Source organism: Pseudoalteromonas sp. NZS11_1 (assembly GCF_015864275.1).
GTDB lineage: Bacteria > Pseudomonadota > Gammaproteobacteria > Enterobacterales > Alteromonadaceae > Pseudoalteromonas > Pseudoalteromonas arctica.
Window position 1 is genome coordinate 1 of record NZ_JADYXK010000037.1, and the last position, 21,508, is coordinate 21,508.

Here is a 21,508-nt window from a genome sequence, read left to right on the forward strand (position 1 = left end):
TATCAATGGATATTACAACAATGTTAGACCGCATCATTATAATGCTGGTTTAGCACCAAATGAATCTGAGATTAGATACCAAGATTCTAAAACTGTGGCCAAAATTAGTTGACCACTACAATATGACTCTAATTTAAAGCCCCGTAATATGGGGTTTTAATCGTTTAAATTATATCAGCCAACTCAGGTAATGCCCCTTTAGAGCTAATGTCGACACTCTTTAGGCGCAATGCCAAACGTTTGTTTAAATAAACGACTAAAGTGGCTCGCGCTATTAAATCCAACATCAAAGCAAACTTTACTAATTGCATGGCCTTGTAGCAATTGAGCACGCGCTTTTTTAAGTCTTAATTGTTGCTGCCAAAGGGCTGGGCTAGTGCCAAATGCAAGTTTAAACTGCTGATAAAACTTACTGCGGCTCATGCAGGCTATTTTGCATAAGGTATTTATGTCGAGCGTTTCACTTAAGTGTTCTTCAATATAAAGCAGGGCGTCGCTCACTTTTGTTTTAAGGCGTGGCTTATCGCAGCTAGCCAGCAATAGCTCGCGGCTTTGTTGTTGTAGTAAACGGGTGATTAATTCGTTTAACGACAAATCAATCAAGTAATGTCGCTGTGCGCCTTGCTCGCTAAATAAATGCACCATGCGCTCTAATAATTGCTGCGTTTGAATATTATGTTGGGTATGCACTAACTGCGGTACATATTCAAATAAGCCATCGTGTGCAAAGTTTTGCTGCATGTTAAGTGCATTCGCCACGCTAGTTATTTTGTCGGTGCTAATTTCAATCGCTAAACAAGTAGTTGGGGCGTGCATTGATGCTTGTGGAAAATCAATTAATACGCCTTGCTCTGGCGCTAATACAAACGACTCGTGTGGTAAAAATGCTTTATGGTATTGGCTGCTTTCTACGTGCATTACCTTTTTGCCGCTAAGCATGGCACAAAACAGCAGCTCGTTTGAGTGCAGTGCCACCTTTTGCGCGCTTTGATACGTGTCGTAAATACTCAACTCACTGCTATCTGCAGCGAATGTGACTTTATTTTCTATTAATACATCAAGTTGTTGGCGTTTTTTGTTTAACTGAGATGTGTGCATATCAATCCTTTAGGTTTTTATTAGTTTGGACTCACAGACAACTTTTGTGGACAGTTAATCAAGTTTTTAGGTGCTTGTTAGTTTAATGTCGATTAAATATAAAGCATTTTGTTTTATATAAATGTTCGACCTTTAGCTAACAACAATAAAGAGAGCACACACATGATATATGCAAATCCAGGTAGCGACGGCGCACTCGTAAACTTTAAACAACAATACGGAAACTACATTGGCGGAGAGTGGGTAAAGCCTGTAAATGGCCAATACTTTGATAATATAAGCCCAGTAAACGGTAAGGTATTTTGCCAGATACCGCGTTCAGACAAAGACGACATAGAGCTGGCTCTCGACAAAGCGCATGCAGTGCGAGAGCAATGGGGCACAACGTCGGTGACCGACCGAAGTAACATACTGCTAAAAATAGCCGACCGAATTGAGCAAAACCTAGAGTTACTAGCTGTTGCCGAAACATGGGATAACGGTAAAGCAATTCGTGAAACACTCGCTGCTGATATTCCGCTAGCGGCAGATCACTTTCGCTACTTTGCGGGGTGCCTACGATCGCAAGACGGCACTATAGGTGAAATAGACGCAACCACCGTTGCGTATCATTTTCATGAGCCACTAGGGGTTGTTGGGCAAATTATTCCGTGGAACTTCCCTATTTTAATGGCCGCCTGGAAACTAGCGCCAGCACTTGCTGCAGGTAACTGTGTAATTTTAAAACCGGCTGAGCAAACACCAGCTTCTATTTTAGTTTTAATGGAGATAATTGGCGATTTACTCCCTGCAGGCGTATTAAATATAGTAAACGGCTTTGGTAAAGAAGCGGGTGAAGCACTGGCAACAAGCAAGCGTATCGCTAAAATTGCATTTACAGGTTCAACGCCTGTGGGCTCACATATTTTGAAATGCGCTGCTGAAAATATTATTCCTTCAACGGTCGAGCTCGGTGGTAAATCACCTAATATATTTTTTAATGATGTAATGGAAAAAGACGATGCGTTTTTATCCAAAGCTATTGAAGGCGCCGTGCTTGCTTACTTCAACCAAGGCGAGGTGTGTACGTGCCCATCAAGGCTGTTTATTCAAGAAGACATTTACGAGCAGTTTATTGAGCGAATACTCGAACGTACCTTAAAAATTAAACGCGGAAACCCGCTAGATAGCGAAACTATGGTTGGCGCACAAGCTTCAAAAGCGCAATTTGATAAAATACTGAGCTACATTGAAATAGGCAAAAAAGAAGGCGCTGAAGTACTCACTGGCGGTAATGTAGAGCAGCTAAGTGATGACTTAAACGGTGGTTACTACATACAACCTACGTTATTAAAGGGCACAAACGATATGCGTGTGTTCCAAGAAGAAATTTTTGGCCCTGTTATTTCAATGTCGACCTTTAAAGATGAAGCCGAAGCACTCGAGCTTGCCAACAGCTCTGAGTTTGGTTTAGGTGCAGGTGTGTGGAGCAGAAACATGAATCGTGCTTATCGTATGGGTCGCAAAATAGAAGCAGGGCGAGTGTGGACTAACTGCTATCACATGTACCCAGCACACGCTGCGTTTGGTGGTTATAAAAAATCAGGAATAGGGCGCGAAACGCACAAACTGGCACTGGAGCACTACCAACAAACTAAAAACCTATTAGTGAGCTACAGCGAAGATCCGCTCGGCTTCTTTTAAATAAAGAGCCTAAGCTTTAAATAAACAACCATTAAGTAATAATGCCAGCGCTACCTATTTGTAGCGCTTTTTTTATAGGCAATCAACCGTTGATAATGGCCATGTAGTCCAACATTTTAGCGTTGCAGAAAATAACATTATAATGACGGTGTTTACGAGTCCTACTTAAAAAGCGCTAATTTAGCGAGTATACAGTGGTGTAAATATAAGGAGCCTTTAAATAATATTTTTATCCTTCCTCAGTTAAGTAAATTTCTATTTGTAGATCATTACCAAAACAAAGTGCCTCAATGCATCTAATCCACTAAATATGAACTTTTCCAAGCTTATTCATTATCAAAACAATTAGGTTAGCTTTTCTAATGTTTGTATTAACTGCTTAGTCCACTATATTTACTTCTTGTTTACAGTTGTTTTTTCGTTGTAAGCAAATAATCTGAAAGTTTTTATAACAACGATAGGTCTATTAAATTGATAAAACGGCGATATTGCTTATCTCCATTGTGCTTGTTTATGAGAATGTGAATGTTTATTCGCATCCATTGATAAAACAAGAAAAAATATTTTAATCAGGAGCATACAAATGAAAAAAGTAAATTTAACTACGGCTTTATTAATTGGCGCATCAGCAGCAGTATTAAGTGCAGGCGCAGTAGCTGGTCCAAACAGTCAATTAACCGTTGCAGAAGGTGCTTCAGCAAAAGTACAAGAGCAATTTAAAGGCTGGGTAGCTGGTGATAAAGTTCGCGGTCGTAAAGATAAATGTTTTGGTATTGCTTTAGCGGGTGAAAATGATTGTAAAGCAGGTGCAGGAACGAGTTGTGAAGGCACTTCAACTACAGACTTCCAAGCTAACGCATGGACATATGCACCTAAAGGTGTATGTGAATCAGTTGTAACTCCTAATGGTAAAGGTTCGCTTGAAGGTTAATAAAGCAGGTTTTCCCCAGTGCATTGTTGCTGGGGAGCAATTAGGTGCAGGTCTTAGTTTAAAACCAGAACATCTTGACGACATTTTAGCTTTACAGGTAGAGCTGCCATCTACAAATAATAATCTTTGGTTTGAAGTGCATACAGAAAATTATTTTGTGGCAGGTGGTCCTCGATTAAATTATCTCAGAGCTGTACGTGAAAATTTTGATATTAGTTTTCATGGTGTTGGTGGTTCGTTAGGCTCTGATCATAAAGCTATGCTTGCTCATGCTAAACGAGTGAAAGCGTTGATTGATGAATTTCAACCAGCACTGGTATCTGAACATGCAGTGTGGTCTAAGTCTGACGGCAAATATTTTGCAGACTTAATGCCTTTACCTCGCACCCAAGATGCACTTGAGTCTTTAATTAATGGGATTGATTGTTACCAGACGGGCATAGGTCGGTCAATTTTAGTAGAAAACCCAAGTAACTATTTAGATTTTATAAGTGATATGGATGAACCTCAGTTTTTAGTTGAGGCAGCTAAGCGTTCTGGTTGTGGCTTACTAATCGATATTAATAACTTATATATCAGTAGTAAAAACACGGGTATTGATGCGCTTGATTATTTAAAGCAGATCCCCGCTGAGCTTGTTGGAGAAATTCATATTGCAGGGCACGATCCTGATCCAGCTCTTGGTCAGTCATTATTGATAGACAGCCATGCAGCACCGGTAGCAACGCCTGTATGGGATTTGCTGGAACAAGCAATTGAGATATTTGGTCAGCGGCCAGTACTTGTTGAGCGAGATGCTAATATTCCATCGTTTGAAGAGCTTATGAGCGAGCGAGAAACTGCGCAAAACTATTTGAATCAAAGCGAGTTACAAAGTCGCTTAAATATATCTCATAAAGAAGTGGTTCGCTGATGAGTACCAATCAATATATTGATGCTTTTACTCGCTATTTACGAACGGGCGATCCAGGTGCAATGGAGCATTTTTGCGAAAATCCATCGCACATTAAAAGATTAGCTGTGTATAGAAACGGGTTTTACAAAGGCTGCGTTGATGCATTGATAGCTAACTTTCCTATGTGTGAAAAAAAAGTAGGTAGTGAGAACTTTCGTAAAATGGCACGACTTTATGTTGACCGTTTTCCGCCAGAGCAGGGCACTTTGGTGGGATATGGATTAAGCTTTCCAGACTTTGTTGCAGGCTTGATTAAAGATAGTGAAATTGAAAATCAGCATATTTTTGAAGTCACTGTAAATCAGCTAAGTACATTAAGTTTATATACGAACTTAGTTGATATTGCGCATTTAGATTACGCGTGGCTAATGAGTTTGATGAGCGCTGATTCAACTGAAACTTTAACTATAGATTATGTTACTCAACTAATGGAACAAGGTACTGAGCTTACTGAACTCAATGTAAAGCTTAACCCCAGTGTACTGCTACTTAGTGTGAGTGAAGGCGCATTTTTTGAATGGATTTCGCTAAAAACAAATAATAATGATGTCGCTGTAACTAAATCCTCTACTGAGAATTTTATTATGTTATGGCGCTTGCAAGGTGCGGTGCAAGCCCGTTCCCTTTGCGCTGCTGAAGTTAAACTTATGCAGGCCCTACAAGGTACAGGTAGGTCGTTGGGTGAAGCTTTTGATGCAGCAATAACAGTAGATGAAAACTTTGAAGTGAGCGAAGCTTTTACAGCATGCTTACAAAATGAATTATTAGAAATCCAAATCAATTAGTACATTACAAGAGTAGGAACAAATATGGGCATGATAAAAAAAATACAACAACTGTACGTGCAGATGGGAGAGCAGTTATCGCGGTTCTTAGAGCCCATAGCGCTGTTTTTTCTTCGCTTTATGGTCGCTAAAGTATTCCTAGACTCTGGTTTGAGCAAATGGGATGGCTTTTTACAATTTAATGTTGATAAATACGACCTATTTAAATATGAATTTTTCTGTCCTGATCCAGTTAGAGAAGGTGCTTTGCAGCTTTGTAATCCTCAAACCTTAGATTATGTTGATGGCTCATTTCTTGTAAAAGTAATTGAAACGCTTGCTGTGGTTGCTGGTGTTGTTGAAGTGTTACTCCCAATATTACTGATTATCGGTTTGTTTTCTCGCTTTGCGGCGTTAGGCCTTATTGGTATGACAATGTTTATTCAGCTTGCAGTTTTTCCTACACTCGATCATTGGATTAATCCTGCATCGTGGTGGGCTGTTTCATTATTAGTGATTTTTGCTCGTGGACCTGGCTTTTTATCTATTGATAAGTTGCTTGGATTAGACGCAAAACGTGCAGCAGCTAAATAAGCTTTTGCATATTAAACGTTAAACGTAACCGGCAGGCTAATATCACTTAGGTGCCGGTTATTATTTTAGATTAAAGTTAAAAATACACTTATACAAATTAACTCAATAAATTGTGCTGATTTAATATAGCTAACCCCAACCCTGATATTTTCTAATAAAAATACCAAGCCACGCCTAATAGGATTTCCCAATGGAAATAGGATTACTCATTCTTCTTTTCTCAGTTAGTGCTTACTCTATGCTAGCAAAAAAACTCTCTACCACTATTATCACGGCGCCAATGGTATTTTTAGGTATAGGTTTTGCTGTATCCCAGGCTGGACTTATTAATATAGGCGACGCACATGAAACCGTATATTTAATAGCAGAAATATCGCTAGTTGTATTATTATTTTTAGATGCTTCACAAATAAACCTACGAAGATTAAAAAGGCAAAATACATGGCCTTTAAGAATGCTATTGATAGGTTTGCCGTTGAGTATTTTGATTGGTACAGGCTTTGCTTATTTATTCTTCCCACAGTGGCCTTGGGCAATGCTAGCCCTAGTTGCGGCAATTTTAGCACCGACTGATGCAGCTTTAGGTCAAGCGGTTGTTAGTAATGAGAGCGTACCTTTAAACGAGCGACAAAGTCTATCTGTTGAAAGTGGCTTAAATGACGGGCTAGCATTACCCGTTATTTTATTTTTTGCCAGTATAGTTGCTATGGAAACCGGTTCTCAAGAAAATGAAATGTCATGGTTAGTGTTTGGATTTAGCCAAATATTTATAGGTATTTTGGTTGGTGCATTAATGGGATACTCGAGCGGACGTTTATTTTTATACTCTGAGTCAAAAAAAATATCGTCGACTATATATGAAGGGATTGGCGTTTTAGCACTTACCGGCACATCATATTTAATGGCTACTTTAATGGGTGGAAATGGATTTATATCAGCGTTTGTTGCAGGTTTAGCTTTTGGTAATAGTGTAAAAGGGCATTGCCGATTTATATACCAATTTACTGAAAGCGAAGGGCAAATGTTAATATGGTCTTCGTTTGTTATTATTGGGCTTGGTTTACTGCCTTCAGCTATTGAGCATTTAACCTTCCCCGTTGCTGGTTATATTCTGGTGAGTATTTTTATAGTGCGCCCTCTTGCTATTTACCTATCGTTAATTGGTACAAAAGCAAAGACATTAACAAAAGTGTTTATGGGTTTCTTTGGACCTCGAGGTCTTGCAACAGCACTTTTTGCACTTATTATTTCTAAAGATATTTTAGGCGAATACGGCCACTCAATACTTATAGTTGCGATTAATGCAGTGTGGATGAGCACGTTAATACACGGTATTGCTGCAGCACCTATGGCTAATTGGTATGGCGCTAAAATTAAAGTGCTAAAAATTAAATCAAGAGAGCTCGCTAGGTTAAAAAACAGAAAGTAGCAATTGAACCAAAATAGGAACTCAGCTATGGTTTGTGCACAAATAGAATGAATTTAACGCGGGTGTTTTTGTAAACTCGGTTATGGCACGGAGAGCTTATGAATTTCCCAGAGCTAGAAACAGCACGTCTGATACTTACTAGCTTATCAGCAAGCGATAGTGAAGCACTTCTAAATATCTATTCAGATGCAGAAGTTGTTAAATTTTACGATATAGAGACTTATAAGTCAGAAGCTCAATCAGCTAAATTAATTGATTTTTTCAATGCTCGCTTCACTGAGAATATTGGTATTCGATGGGCTATTCGTCTAAAGACTACAGGTAAGTTAATTGGCACTTGCGGCTTTAATACATGGAACCAAAAGATGAAAAATGCCAGCATAGGGTACGAAATAGCTTCTGAGTATTGGGGGTTTGCCTCTGAAGCATTACATGAGGTTATTAATGCTGCATTCTCAAATCAACTTCTATTCGGTGAACTATACCGAATTCAAGGAGATACTATGATTGGCAATCTTGCCTCAGAGTCGGTCTTGAAAAAGCTAGGCTTCAAAGAAGAAGGTATTCGCCGTGCAAGTGGTTACTGGAAAAATGAGTTTCATGACTTGAGGTGCTATGGGTTATTAAAGCCTGAATTTAAACAATAATTACAAAGTATAAAAGTTACTCCTACCGCAGCTCTATTTTGGTAAATAATTAAATGGATTTTTATGACTATAAAAAAAACAACAACCAACTATGTATTACTCGCTGCTTTTCTAATATCACCTATTGTTAATGCAGCTAAAAACCAAGCATTACCAGCCACGCCTGAGCAGTGGCGCAGCATAACAGAGCGCGACATTAACGCGGCTTATAGTATTACCGCACAAAATCACCCTGGTATGTTTGATAGTAATAACCCAACTTTCCCTGATTTATTAAATCAAGCAAAAGCGGAGGCACTTACATTATCGGCTCAAGCGAGTGGGCCGCAGGCGCATGTAGCGGCAATTGCGCGCTTTAGCACTATTTTACAAGATGGTCACGCTGGTGCGTTTTCAAGTGTAGATAGACCCGCGCGCCGCTGGCCGGGCTTTAGAGCTGTATGGCGAGGTGACGCGCTAAAAGTGTATTACAGCGAAACCAAAAATATTAGCAAAGGCGACGTTGTAAGCCAATGTGATGGGCAAAGCACTGATACCTTAATGCGTGAGAGAATATTTAAGTTTCATGGTGAAGTTGCACAACCTGGGCATTGGTGGCAGCAAGGTTGGCGGTTACTAATTGACGAGGGCAATCCATTTTTAACCCCTCTAAAAAAATGTGAATTTGTTAAAGCCAATAGCGATACCTATACACACGTATTAAATTGGTCAGTAAGGCCTAAGTCAGCAAGCAAGTATTTAGAAAATGCTTATAACGGTGATGAGCTTCCCATTGATTTAACGTGGCCTGAAAAAAACATTGCTTGGATTGCTATGCCTAGCTTTTCATCAACAGATAAACAAACTGCTGCATACAATAAAGTGTTTGAAAAAATAAAACAGCAGCGTAGCAAGTTACTTACTGCAAAAGCCGTGGTATTAGATTTGCGTCATAACCAAGGTGGCTCATCTTATTGGAGCTCACAAATAGCCAAAGAATTATGGGGTGAAAAGGTAGTAGAACAAAAAGCAAATGATAAATCTCAAAACACTCAAGTGTGGTGGAGAGCATCAAAAGATAATACCGACCATGTAGTGTCTTTATTAGAGATTGTAAAAGATCAGCCTGAATTATTGAAAATAGTTAAAACCGTAGCAGCTGGTATGGCTTTATCACTTAAAAATGATGCCCCATTTTATGTAGAACAAGAAACTAATACGCTAAATAATATGCCACAAAATCCTTTAACTAGTGACTTTAAAACCAAGGTGTTTGTTATTGTTCCGCCGCAATGTGCTAGTGCTTGTTTAGATGCACTTGATAAGTTTAAGCTTTTTGAAAATACAACGTTATTTGGTGCACCAAGTAGTGCTGATTCTATGTATATGGAGGTACGTTTAGCTGATTTACCTTCAGGCTTAGGCAAAGTGATTGTACCTAACAAAGTATACGTAAACAGAGCGCGAGGGGCAGGGGCTTACTACAAACCCGATGTGGCGTATAACGGCCTTGATTGGACAACCAATGTGTTGCTTGAGCAAATAAAAACGCTATAAAAAAAGCCGCTTGTTGTAACAAGCGGCTTAACCTTCTAACTAGGAAATAGTTTAGAACGTGTAACGTGCACCAATTGAGTAACGCGGACCGTATTGATTAGCAAATAAGAACTGCTCTTCGTAACGTCCGTAACCTTCTTCGGTGGCATTGTTTAAGTTTATGCCATCAAAAAATACCGTTACGTTTTCGTTTACATCGTAGTTAACGCTCATATCCCATTGGCCATACGCTTTAGCATATTGCGGAGGCGCATCAGCTGAACCTTGCGCTTGGCCTACACCAATTAGGTATGAGTCGCGCCATGCATAAGTAATTTTAACTGATAGGCCGTCTTTTTCGTAAAAGCCTTGGAAGTTAGCTGAGTCACTTAAGCCTGTAAGTGGTGCTTGTTGATCAAGGCTTTCGCTATCAAATTCAACGTCGCCATCTACAAATGTTGCGTTAACACCTACACCAAAACCGGTTTCACCAATTAAGTGCTGAACAGCTACTTCAAAACCATCTACCGATTTACTGTCGGTGTTTTGTGGTTGGCTAATATTCCATGTAATTAGCGGATCGTCGCTGTTTGGCTCAATAACGCCATTTGCATTGCCGTAGCCGCTGGCAATCATTTGTGCAAAAATAGCGTCGGTTGTTGCTTGCTCGCCACGTGATTCAATATCGCTTACGGCTTGTAAGTAACGAGGGCCGTTTAAAATATCGTGCAAGCCATCAATAGTGGTTTGCGTAATGGTGGTTTGAATAAAGTTATCAACATCTTTTTTAAAGTAACCAACAGATGCGTAGCTGCCTTCTGCGTAGTAATACTCAAGTGATAAATCAAGGTTTGTTGATTCAAACGGTAATAAGTTTGTATTACCTTGGCCACCTGTACGAGAACCTGGTTTTGGGCTGCCTGTTAAACTACGACCACCGGCTAGATTACCTAGTGGTGCACGCGACATTGTTTTACCCCAAGATACGCGGGCTACTACGTCTTCAGTTAAATCAACACTTACGTCGATTGAAGGCAGTAAAACATCGTAATCACCTTGTTGCTCTAAGAAGTTATCATCGCCGCCAGCAGCGTATTGCATGATCCACTCTGAAGCGCTGATCCAATTAACTTGATCTTCAACGCGTTGGCGCACAGTACTTGTTACGTCTGTTTGCTCATAGCGTAGGCCTGCATTTACTTTTACGTAGTAGTTACTTACGTCAAACTCCCAGCTTGATTGAACATAAAAGCTATTAGTGATTTCTTCTACGTAGCTCTCGCTATCTATTCCGTCTGCGTATGCATTAGCGGCATATGCATCGCCACCTGTTACATCTGCCGTTAAGTAAGCAATTTGGCGTGCAACAGCTTCGTCAAAGTCATAGGTATAGTAGTAACCAGGTTGTAAGTCACTGCCGCCGCCATCAAACTGATCTAAAAGGCCTGATGTATCATTACGGGTAAACATGCCGTCTGGGAATATTTCTGTATATGATGGGTTAAAACCTGGGCCACCTACTAAACCACTCCACGCGGTGTAACCACCTGTGTTTTGTTCTGTACGTGATGCGCCAAATTTAACTTTAACTAAACCAATGTCATAACTTTCGTTATACCATGTTGTGTGCAGCTGTAATTGTTCAATGTTTGATTCACCCGGTGAGTGAGTAAACTGACTAAAGTTTGAATCAATTTCGCCAGGCGTTAATTCACTTGTGCCATTTAACCAATTAACTTGTGCACTAGGTACTTCGCCCGTGCGGTAATCATAAATTTTATTAGCTAGCTGATCAGACCCTAAAATTACTTGGCCTGCACTTCCCAGCCCGTTGTCGGCGCCGTTATCGGTTTCGTTTTTAGAGTCGTGGTAATCAAGCTCTACGTGCCACGTGTCGCTAATTTCCCAATCTAGGTTTAAACCAAGAGAGCGGGCTTTTACTTCTGTAGTGCCTTTATTAGCTGTGAATGACGCGTCATTACCGCTAATGTCTGCATATACTGCAGTGCCATTTTCATCTAGTTCGTAGCCATTTATATTGCTACCAAAGTCGTTCCAAATACCCCAACCAATACTTTGAGAGCCAGTTACTGCTTTACTTGCGGTGTAATCAAGTGTTGCTACAAAGCCATCTACCGGTGCAAACTGAAAAGTAACTTGTCCGTTTGTACGTTCACGTTCTACATCTTCAATAGAGTAGTTCATGTCTTTAGGGAAGTAGTAGTTACCTGCAGAATCTGTGCGGTTATCAACTACGTTGCTGCTATCTAATTCAGGTAAGTCTACGTTTGCCTGCCAGCCTTGAATATTGGCACTTTGTTTTTGAAAGTCACGCTCTTGGTGCGAAAATGAAAAACCGAAACCAAAAGTGTCATCTACAAAGGTATTGCTGTAAACAGTAGAAAACTCTGGTGTTACGTCATCGCCAGCTTCGTTCGACGAGTCGTGGTTTGCTTTAACGGTTGCCGAAAAATTTTGACCTGGCTTTTGAAAAGGTCGCGCAGTAGAAATATTAACCGTTGCACCTAAGCCACCGCTTGGCACGTCTGCACGAGCTGTTTTAAACACTTCAAGCGCACTTACGCCTTCAGAGGCAACGTTTTCAAGGTTATACGAGCGTGTATAACCTGTGCCCGGCATTTGGCGGCCATTTAAGGTAATCAAGTTAAACTCAGGGCCAAAACCACGTACTGTAATTTGGCTACCTTCACCGTTAGCGCGGCTTACCGATACACCGGTAATACGCTGTAATGATTCTGCTAAGTTTGTATCTGGGAATTTACCCATTTCTTCAGACGAGATAGCATCTACAATACCCGAAGAGTCGCGTTTCATATCCATAGAACGAATAAGTGAACCACGAATACCTTTTACTTCAATAATTTCTACATCAGGCTTTGCTGATATGTCTGCTTCTGCAGCGATAGCTGTGTTTAATGTGCTCGCAGCAATGATGAGAGACACAGAAGCCGCAAGTTGGCTCTTTTTAAAATTGAATGTGTTCATAATAGCTCTGCTTTATAAAATGTTGTTCAAGAGTGAAGGTGCTGTGTAATACCAATTTTATTAAAAATATGATCATTCTATCGCATTAAATAACTCACTAACTGCGTTAAAAATTATTTATATAGAACAACTATATGTCAAAATTTTCGCCTTGTTATTGTGCTATTTTCTTAGCGCTATAATAGATCTCTTGTTTAATGCAATTGGTATAAACACCTAGAATTTTGTCAGTGAAATCTAAATTATGGGTTTGAAATTTTTACATTATCAACACGATATACTGCGCCAGCACCTTGGCCCCAATTAGGAAAAATCATTAATACATCTATCGCACTTACATCTAAACCGGCAGCCGATAAGTCAGAAAGTGTATAAGTATATGTTTGCCATTCGTTTAAAGCAGGGGCAATGCCTTCAACACTTTCAGTAAGTGCAAGCTCTACGGCGGAGTCACCTTCGTTTGACTCAACTTTGAAAAACCATGGCGCGTCGGGTGTGCTTGGCATACTCGTAACTTTCATATCAAACGTAATTTGACCAACAGTTATGATAGCGCTTGCATCAAATGCCTCACCGCTTCCGCCAACAGATGTACGGCTGTTAAAGCCCATTACTGTAGGCGTATCATTTATTGTAAATTCCGCTGTTAAACCATGCTCTTCATCATCCATTACTTCCACTGGCGTAGAGCCGCTACAGCAGTCCCACATTGGCCAATCAAGATTTTGAGTATCTGTGAACACATTAAGCTCTGGAAAATCTTGCGTGATTTTTACATCGTCTACTCTATATACAGCGCCATTACCAGTGCCCCATGCAGGAAAAATCATCACTACATCAATAGCGCTAATATCTAAGTTTGCTGCAACAAGATCGGTTAATTTAAATGTATATGTTTGCCATTGTCCTACAACAGGAGCAATACCTTCGACGCTTTGAGTAATAGGTAATTCGGCCGCAGTTGGTGCATCTCCTGCACTTTCAAGCTTAACGACCCATGTAGAGTTTGCATCAGCAGGTGCGCTAGTTACTTTCATTTTAAATTGAAAATACCCTTGTGCTAACAGGGGCGTAGCATCAAAAGGGGAGGCTAGACCCGCCTCATCAGTGATGTTTGCCGCTCTTGAAATAAAGCCGTTTACTGTTGGGTTTTCACCAACACTAAACTCAACTGTATTACCTTGCTGTTCATCAACAACTATTGCAGGAGTTGAACCTCCGCAACAATCCCACGCAGGCCAATTAATATTAAAAGAATCACCAAATATGGTTAATGGAGTAACTCCTCCTGCTATAGGAATTGGGGCATCACCCTCAAGTAAGGCATCGTCTAAGCTGTTGTAACCAGGACGAATGGTTTCACAACCTTTACCAGTATCAGTGTTCGATGCACATTGATAAACACGTACGTAATCAATAGCAAAAGTTTGGCCATTTTCAAATGCGCTAGCGTCTACACCTAAATCATTTACGTTTTCAGGCCAGTCACCGCCTACTGCCAGGTTTAGCAATAAGTGAAAGTCTTTATCAAATGGTGCGCTATCCCAATGCGTTGTAAGTTCGCCAGAACCTTGTTCAAAGTATTCTGCAAACCAACCACGATGTTTTAAGCCCGCAGGCTCATTTTTTGAATTATATAAAACCTCAGATTGACGCTGAGTTGCATAAAGGTAACCATCTACGTACCAGCGAATTTCACCTTCTTGCCATTCAACAGCATACGTGTGGAAATCATCTGCTGGATTAGTATCTTCAGGGAATTTGTATTCTTTACCTGTATAGCTGTTATCTGGCCATGCGCGTCCGTAATGAAGGGTGCCGTGGATACTAGACTCTATACCGCCGTCTTCATCCGGTGTTTTAAGGTTTACTGATTCTAAAACATCTATTTCGCCAGAACGAGGCCAAGTGCCGTAAACCTCATCAGTTGGTAGCATCCAAAATGCTGGCCAGCTACCTTGTCCTGATGGAAGTTTGGCGCGCACTTCAAAACGGCCATACGTAAAGTCGGCGTTATAACGCGTATTTAAGCGTGCTGAAGTGTAAGGTTTTTCTGCACCTTCTTCAGCGGGTAGGGCAACAATGTTTAACACACCGTCTGCAATAAATGCATTTTGCTCGCTGTCGGTGTAACACTGTTTCTCGTTGTTACCACCGCCATCGCAGTTTAATTCATAGTTCCATTTGTTTGTATCAATGGCTGAGCCTTCGAACTCGTCGCTCCAAACCATTTGCCAATCTGAAACTGGCTCAGAGGCATCTACATTTTCAAAATTTGATTTAGTGGCAGAGTCGCCACCACAGCCAGCTAACGTAACTAAAGAGATAGCGGCAAGTAAACGTGTAATGTGCGTTGTTTCAATGTTCATAACTGAACCCCGGTTTCAACAGATTATTGTCAGATTAATTGTTTTTTGAGCTTTGTTTTTTCATGCTGTAAGCGCTTACATTTTGATATGTGTTTTGTAAGCGCTTACAAATGATATTGTGGAGTACGCAAATGGTCAACATATTTGTTTATTTTATTTACAATTAGTTTACGGTAAGACCAGTTTACCAATTTTAGATTGTATATAAATTGCAGTTTATACAATTAGTTATGTTGTTTGTGTTTTTTGATGGGAGCGTGAGCGGAATATTTTTTACGTCAAAAAAGTAGGAAAGGACTTAACAATTAAAAGGTTAGTTACAGGTATATTTATAGTATTTAAGGAGTATTTTGTTTATACCAATCTACATAAAAGCAATTTTAAGTGGATTGGTATTGTATGAGATAAAATATGCTTGTTTTTACTTGTTTTTAAAAGGCATTGTAAGTAACCCCAAAAGCGACGCATTTTGCTTTTGGCTTGGGTATTCTTTTAAGCCAATATTTATATCTGCGTCGGTTTTTTTAGCTTTACCTTTGTAACTACCAAATAATTTATCCCACCAAATTACACTAAAACCATAATTTGAGTTAGTTTCGCTAACGACTTGGCTATGGTGAATTCGATGCAATATTTGCGTCATTAAGATTAAACGCAGTGGTTTTTCAATGGCATTAGGTAGGCGTATATTTGCATGATTAAATAGTGCTAAACCATTAAGTGCTATTTCAAAAATAAGTACTGCAATGGCAGGTACGCCAAGAGCAGTTACTGCAATGAGTTTTATAAGTATGCTCAGTACAATTTCGATAGGGTGAAAGCGCAGCCCTGTACTGGTATCTACGTGTGCATCGGCGTGATGTACACGGTGTAAGCGCCATAAAATAGGCACGTTATGAAATAACCTATGTTGCCAATAAATTAATATATCGAGTAAAAGTATGCTCAATATAATAATTAAACTGCTTGGTAGAGCTATTTGATTAAATAAGCCTATGCCGTGCTCTTGATTGTAAAGTGCTACGGCGGTTAGCCCAATGGGAACCACTAAGCGCGCAACAACTGATGAAGCAAACACTAACCCAAAGTTAGCAAACCAACGTGTACTGCTTTTTATTGGTGATTTACGCGCTGGTTTTTGCGCTTCAAGCAGCATCATTATAACTAAAATGCTAAAAAAGAAGCCTAAGCGCCACCATACTTCATTAGTCATCTATTACCTCAGAATTTGAACTGCTAGGCACGTTTTCAGCAGCTTTGTTAGCATCGGCTTCTTGTTGCTTAAGTGTGTGATAACCGCCATGTATACGGGTAAAAATAGTTATGCCACACGCAATAGCAAAAATGCTCGCCATAACCGCAAAGTACTGCGGCCAAATACAAAATGCAATAAATAGCGCTATTGTTTCAGTGCCTTCGGTTAAGCCGTTTAAGTAGTAAAAGCTTTTGTATTTAAATTGCGGTTTTTCGAGTTTAAATTTTTCGGCGGCAATCGCAAAAGCTAAAAAGCTTGAACCCGTACCAATAAAAGTAGCAAGTAATAACGATCCCGCTATCGCGTTTTGCTCAGGGTTTGCCAAAATAAAGCCAAGCGGAATAGCCGCGTAAAATAAAAAGTCGAGTGTGATATCTAAAAAGCCACCAGCGCTTGAACTTTGGTTTGCATAGCGTGCTAATGCGCCATCAAGTCCATCTAAAATTCGATTTAAAGCAATGGCAACTAATGCGCCGTACCACATTTCAAACGCCAGTAATGGCACTGCTAATAAGCCAACTAAAAAGCCAACCACGGTTAGCTGATCGGCGGTTATGCCGCGTTTATGCATAAGCATAACCACAGGTGTTAACAGTGGCTTAATTACAGGGGTGATAAATTTGTCTAGCATGTTTGTTGCCTTATGCGTTTAAAACTATTCATTAAAGTCATGTATTAAAGTGCGCTACTTAAAGTAATGAGTTTGCCATTTGCAGCGTCGGCATCGCTATGATCATGAGTAACCATAATTGCAGGTAGCTTATGATCGCGTATTTGGCTAAACACGAGTTCGCGTGTATCAACACGCAGTTGGGTGTCGAGTTTGCTAAAGGGTTCGTCAAGTAAAATGGCTTTAGGTTCGCTCAGCAGCATACGTAATAATGCAACACGGGCTTGTTGCCCACCTGAGAGGTTGTCGGGGTGACGATTACCCATGTCTTTAAGACCGACTTTTTCAAGTGCGTGTTCTATTTTTTCAAGGCGTTGTTTTTTATTACCTTTGGGCATTGCAAAGGCAATGTTACCAGCAACAGTTAAATGCGAAAACAATAAAGCGTCTTGATAAAGCACTCCAATATGGCGTAAGTGTGGAGGGGTGTTATCGATATTTTGACCATTAAGCCACACCTCACCATTAGCCTTAAAGCTACTTGGTAAAGTACCCGTAAGCCAATTTAATAAGCTTGATTTACCACTGCCTGATGGGCCCATAATAGTCAGAATTTCACCGCCATTAACTTGCTCGTTTAAGCTAAGTAACAGCTCATTTTGGCGATAAAGCTGACAATTTTTAATCTGTAACGATGACTGCATTAAAAAACCTTAACCCTGATAGTGTTAAACATGGGTGCTTTACATATGTGCACGTTTAAACACGTGCACTTTTGAAAAAATATTTAGGTAAACCCCATGCCAGTATAAATCCAATAAGCGGTAACACCATTTGCATAATAGCGTACACGGCACTGGTGCGTCTGCTTGCGCCATTGGCAAGCGTAACGGCTTCGGTTGTTATTGTGGCTATGCGCCCGCCGCCAGCTAAAAGCGTGGGGAGGTATTGTCCAAAACTAATAGCTAAGCCCAGTGCGGCTGCAATTAAAATAGGGGCAAACAACTGAGGTAGTTTTACTTTAAAAAACACCTTACATGGCGCTGCGCCTAGACTTGCTGCAACATGAGCAAAACGAGGGTCTAAACGTCTATAGCTGCTCGCAAGTGACAAAAACACATAAGGCAGCACAAATAGTAAATGCGTAAGTACTACATTAAAAAATGCGGCTTGGTTATTTACCAGTTGTTGTATCCATACTAGCCCAAATAAAAAGGCAATACTGGGCACTAATAACGGTAAGTAAATAATTAAACTGGTAAAACGAGAAATAGGTTTGTCACTCAACTGCTCTGATTCTAAACACAATAAAGTAAGAATAATGGCAAATAGCGTGGTTACTAAACCGATTGCTAGCGTATTAAAAAGCGGGCTGCCCATTTGCATTAGCGCACTTTTAAAATGCAGTAGTGTAAATTGTTCAGGCATTGCATCTGGAAAGCGCCAAAAACCTGCAACCGACCACATAACTAAACCAATAAGCGACAATAGTATAAAGCTAATTACTAATGCGGTGAGTACGACCGTTATTTTTTGCCAATAAAATCCGCCGTATTCACGCACCCCATTAGTGAGAGAGTCGCTAAATAGCACTTTTACGGCCTTTTCCCCGCCAAGCCAGAGCGCTAACAATCCGCCTGTAACAGCCAGTTGTAATAAAGCACCTGCAGAGGCTTTAATGCGCAGGTTTAAATCAACATCGTTAAACCAATGCATTATTGCAACGGCCAACGTGGGTGGTGTATTTGGGCCTAAAATGAGTGGCATTTCTACACTGGCACTTGCATAGGCAAGCACTGCTAAAAGGGGTAAACGCAGCAGCGGATAAAGACTTGGCAGTATTACTTTAAAAAAGGCCGTCATTGGACAATAACCTAAGTTAAGCGCAACCTTATGTTGTTGGCGTAATTTTTTGCCAAGCTCAGGTTGAGCAAGTACACCCAGTGCCATTAATAATAAAAAGGGAAGCTCTTTGAGTGTTAAGCCTAAAATAATACTAATACCGAATGAATCATGCGGAAACATGCCGTTTGGCGCAAGTTCCCAGCCGCTTAACCAAGGCGACGCTAAGCGTGAAATCATACCTGAAGGGGCAATTAAAAACCCCACCGCAATAGCGGCGGCGGCATGAGGTATAACTAATATAGGGCTCAATAAACGCTGAATTCGGTTAAGCCACGGGCTGTTAAAAAACGCAGCTAAAATCATTAAGGTAATGATAAATGCAAGCAAAGTACTTATTAAGCCTGTTGCAACGCTTAAGGTAACCATTTGGGTAAGGCCAGGTGTTTGCCAAAGGGCATTAAAACCTTGCAAGCTAAACGTTGTTTGCTCAAGTACGGGCGCATAACCAAAGGCAGGTAGCAATACGCTAATTAAGCCACCAAGTACGGGTAATATAAGTAAAGCGAGTAAAAATCGCGGGCTAAATTTTACAATGCGCGTAAACATATCGGTGCTGCACTGCGTTGTTGCTTTGGTATTTACTGGTACACTTTTTGAAATGACGCTCATTGCCTTACTCCATAACGGGTTTGCCAACCTTGCATAATGGCGTTTACCCAGCTTGGATGAGGTTCGCTCAATGTGCGTTTAATACTGTTTAAAGGCAGTGCACTTGGATGCGGTTTAGCTGTTTTAAATAAGGCTTGCTGATCAGGTGTTAACGTTGATTGAATAAGTACGCTTTTATCGCCCCATATATGCGCTTTTTGTTTTTCAGCTTGCGCCTCAGGGCTCATTAAAAAATTAGCCACTAATTGCGCACTTTGCTGGTGGCTTGCATTGTAAGGGATTGCCATGAAATGGGTATTACTTAAACTGCCATCACTCATTGCGTAACTGCGAATGCTGTTTGGTAGATCATAGCGTTTTACAGCAGCCGGTACTTCTGGTGCAGAAAAAGTAAAGGCTAAACTCAACTCTGTATCGTCTACTAAGCGGCGCATTTGAGCACCACTTTGCATAAAATGAGTGCCACCACGCCAAAGAGTTGGGTGTAATTTATCTAAAAAGTCCCACAGTGGGTTTAACACTTGCGCTGTATTTTTAGTTGTAGCTGGTTGGTTTAGCTGCGCTTTAATGTTTTCGCTGCTTTGCTGGTGCAGTACAACTAAGGCGTATTTTAAAAAGCTCATACCTAAAAAGTCAGGCGGCTTTGGGTAGCTAAAGCGACCAGGGTTTTGCGCGCTCCAGTTTAATAATTCGTTTAATGTCGTCGGCAATTTATTGTTTGCCTTACCATTTATTGCAATGCTGTCGTAATAAAATGTAAGTGACGCTTGCCCCCATGGAGCCTCCATACCATTGGTAGGTAAACCAAAGTCAAAGGTTACAGCAGGGTTGTTAGCCGGATCAGTTAATGCAAAGTAGGGGAGTTTATTAGCCCATTCTTTTAAAAGCAGAGAGTGCTCACGCATGGTGGCAAAGTTAGCCCCGTTGATCCACATTAAATCTACGCTGCCTTGGTTGTTATTGTTTGCTGATTTTTCGGCAAGTACACGGCTTACTGCTTCACTGGTATCGCTTAATTTTACATGCACTAGGTTAATGTTGTACTTAGTTTTAACTTGCTGCGCTGCCCATTGAATATAGGCATTTATTTGCGCGTCGCCGCCCCATGCATAAAAGTATACATCTTGATTGCGACCAAGTGTTTGAACTTGTTGCCAGCGAGATCCCTGTTGTGTGTTAATTACTAAATTACTTTTACTATTTGAGTTAATAACGGGATTAGCAAACGCAGTGCTCGAAAAAACAGCTAAATTTACGATTGCACAAACGCAAAACGCGACACAGCAAAAGCTGTATCGCGTCAGTGTTTGCCAAAACTTAATGGCGAACATTTAAATCCCAGTTGTAGTCTAAAAATTTAACTTTCATGTCATCATTCTTAAGTGCTTTTTGCTGAGCGGGTATCAGTTTAAGTGCATCGCTGTATTGCAAGAAAAACTGCTGTAGCGTGTTTGCACCTCTAAAGCCTTTTTCAAAGTCATCGCCGTACCACTTAAATATTGAAGACACGCTTAGCGTATTTTCTTGAGCCATATTACGTGTCATATCTGATAAAAAGCGCACCGTTTGCTCTTGCAATTGGCTTTCTAAATCAGTGGCTGTATACGCTTCTTCTCGAAGCGCTGGACAACCAATACTCGCGCAATTTACTACAAAGTGAATGCGTGGGTCGTTGTATTTACCGCTGCCACGTATTAAACCATGTTCTATATCATCAAGGCTGCGAGTTTTGCCAAGTAATGGCACAAACTCTTTACTCCATGGTGAGCTAAAAAAGCTCCCTAAGTCTTTAATTGACTTGATATCAGGGTACTTAGTTAAAATAAGCTCAACAGTCCACGCATTATAAGCATTGATTAAAAAAGCGAGTTGCTTAGGCTTTTCCCATGCGTCAAATTCACTTTGCGTTACAGCCGTTAACGAATCTAAATACGTTTTTAGCTGTGCATGCTCACGTTTTATGGCAGCGTAATCAACCTCAGTACTGTGATTATGATTAATAGCGACAACATGCTTATTTAACAATGCATTCCAGCTATCGTGCATGTTTTGGGCTTGGGCCGAAAATGATGTTGCAAACGATGTTACAACTAAAGCCGAACCAAGTAGCAATGCTTTTAGAGGTGTTTTAAACATAA

The 21,508-nt window shown here is 40.4% G+C and carries 17 protein-coding genes; 8 read left to right on the top strand and 9 right to left on the bottom strand.

Annotation, left to right across the window (positions count from 1 at the left end; translation table 11 throughout):
* Positions 1-204 precede the first annotated feature (204 nt).
* Positions 205-1,098 (bottom strand): AraC family transcriptional regulator, encoded by an 894-nt coding sequence (locus I6F44_RS18120; RefSeq protein ID WP_024593261.1) that lies wholly within the window; start codon positions 1,096-1,098, stop codon positions 205-207.
* Positions 1,099-1,260: 162 nt separating this feature from the next.
* Between I6F44_RS18120 and exaC the strand changes: the two genes are divergently transcribed.
* The 8 genes from exaC (at position 1,261) to I6F44_RS18160 (ending at position 9,637) form a co-directional block, all read left to right on the top strand.
* Positions 1,261-2,781: an acetaldehyde dehydrogenase ExaC gene (gene exaC, locus I6F44_RS18125; RefSeq protein WP_007584266.1), complete on the top strand. Its 1,521-nt coding sequence runs from the start codon at positions 1,261-1,263 to the stop codon at positions 2,779-2,781.
* A 583-nt stretch (positions 2,782-3,364) separates the two neighbouring features.
* Positions 3,365-3,712: a BufA1 family periplasmic bufferin-type metallophore gene (locus I6F44_RS18130; protein ID WP_008165743.1), complete on the top strand. Its 348-nt coding sequence runs from the start codon at positions 3,365-3,367 to the stop codon at positions 3,710-3,712.
* Positions 3,702-4,625 carry an MNIO family bufferin maturase gene (gene bufB, locus I6F44_RS18135; protein ID WP_197174305.1) on the top strand — a complete coding sequence of 308 codons (924 nt, stop codon included), beginning with the start codon at positions 3,702-3,704 and terminating at the stop codon, positions 4,623-4,625. The genes I6F44_RS18130 and bufB overlap by 11 nt, the downstream gene beginning before the upstream one ends.
* Positions 4,625-5,452: an HvfC/BufC N-terminal domain-containing protein gene (locus I6F44_RS18140; RefSeq protein WP_197174306.1), complete on the top strand. Its 828-nt coding sequence runs from the start codon at positions 4,625-4,627 to the stop codon at positions 5,450-5,452. Before bufB ends, I6F44_RS18140 begins: the two co-directional genes overlap by 1 nt.
* Positions 5,453-5,476: 24 nt before the next feature.
* Positions 5,477-6,025 (top strand): DoxX family protein, encoded by a 549-nt coding sequence (locus I6F44_RS18145; protein WP_007584262.1) that lies wholly within the window; start codon positions 5,477-5,479, stop codon positions 6,023-6,025.
* Positions 6,026-6,215: 190 nt separating this feature from the next.
* Positions 6,216-7,454 carry a cation:proton antiporter gene (locus I6F44_RS18150; RefSeq protein ID WP_197174307.1) on the top strand — a complete coding sequence of 413 codons (1,239 nt, stop codon included), beginning with the start codon at positions 6,216-6,218 and terminating at the stop codon, positions 7,452-7,454.
* 98 nt (positions 7,455-7,552) lie between these two features.
* Positions 7,553-8,101, top strand: a complete 549-nt coding sequence (locus I6F44_RS18155) for a GNAT family N-acetyltransferase (protein ID WP_197174308.1) — start codon at positions 7,553-7,555, stop codon at positions 8,099-8,101.
* Positions 8,102-8,164: 63 nt separating this feature from the next.
* Complete coding sequence (locus I6F44_RS18160) at positions 8,165-9,637, top strand: S41 family peptidase (RefSeq protein ID WP_197174309.1); 1,473 nt, start codon at positions 8,165-8,167, stop codon at positions 9,635-9,637.
* A 51-nt stretch (positions 9,638-9,688) separates the two neighbouring features.
* Here the strand turns inward: I6F44_RS18160 and I6F44_RS18165 are convergent, their stop codons facing one another.
* The 8 genes from I6F44_RS18165 to I6F44_RS18200 all read right to left on the bottom strand — a co-directional run bounded on the left by I6F44_RS18165 (position 9,689) and on the right by I6F44_RS18200 (position 21,506).
* Complete coding sequence (locus tag I6F44_RS18165) at positions 9,689-12,622, bottom strand: TonB-dependent receptor (RefSeq protein WP_197174310.1); 2,934 nt, start codon at positions 12,620-12,622, stop codon at positions 9,689-9,691.
* Between the two features lie 242 nt (positions 12,623-12,864).
* The gene (locus I6F44_RS18170; RefSeq protein ID WP_197174311.1) at positions 12,865-14,991 is read right to left on the bottom strand and encodes a glycoside hydrolase family 16 protein; all 2,127 of its coding nucleotides are present in this window, start codon (positions 14,989-14,991) and stop codon (positions 12,865-12,867) included.
* A gap of 421 nt (positions 14,992-15,412) precedes the next feature.
* Positions 15,413-16,204 (bottom strand): sterol desaturase family protein, encoded by a 792-nt coding sequence (locus tag I6F44_RS18175; protein ID WP_197174312.1) that lies wholly within the window; start codon positions 16,202-16,204, stop codon positions 15,413-15,415.
* Positions 16,197-16,877 (bottom strand): CDP-alcohol phosphatidyltransferase family protein, encoded by a 681-nt coding sequence (locus I6F44_RS18180; RefSeq protein WP_197174313.1) that lies wholly within the window; start codon positions 16,875-16,877, stop codon positions 16,197-16,199. Before I6F44_RS18180 ends, I6F44_RS18175 begins: the two co-directional genes overlap by 8 nt.
* A 44-nt stretch (positions 16,878-16,921) precedes the next feature.
* Complete coding sequence (locus I6F44_RS18185) at positions 16,922-17,560, bottom strand: ATP-binding cassette domain-containing protein (protein WP_076924245.1); 639 nt, start codon at positions 17,558-17,560, stop codon at positions 16,922-16,924.
* 55 nt (positions 17,561-17,615) lie between these two features.
* Positions 17,616-19,370 carry an ABC transporter permease gene (locus I6F44_RS18190; protein WP_165721685.1) on the bottom strand — a complete coding sequence of 585 codons (1,755 nt, stop codon included), beginning with the start codon at positions 19,368-19,370 and terminating at the stop codon, positions 17,616-17,618.
* Complete coding sequence (locus tag I6F44_RS18195) at positions 19,367-20,701, bottom strand: ABC transporter substrate-binding protein (RefSeq protein ID WP_197174314.1); 1,335 nt, start codon at positions 20,699-20,701, stop codon at positions 19,367-19,369. Before I6F44_RS18195 ends, I6F44_RS18190 begins: the two co-directional genes overlap by 4 nt.
* Positions 20,688-21,506 carry a DUF547 domain-containing protein gene (locus I6F44_RS18200; RefSeq protein WP_197174315.1) on the bottom strand — a complete coding sequence of 273 codons (819 nt, stop codon included), beginning with the start codon at positions 21,504-21,506 and terminating at the stop codon, positions 20,688-20,690. The genes I6F44_RS18195 and I6F44_RS18200 overlap by 14 nt, the downstream gene beginning before the upstream one ends.
* Between the last annotated feature and the right edge of the window lie 2 nt (positions 21,507-21,508).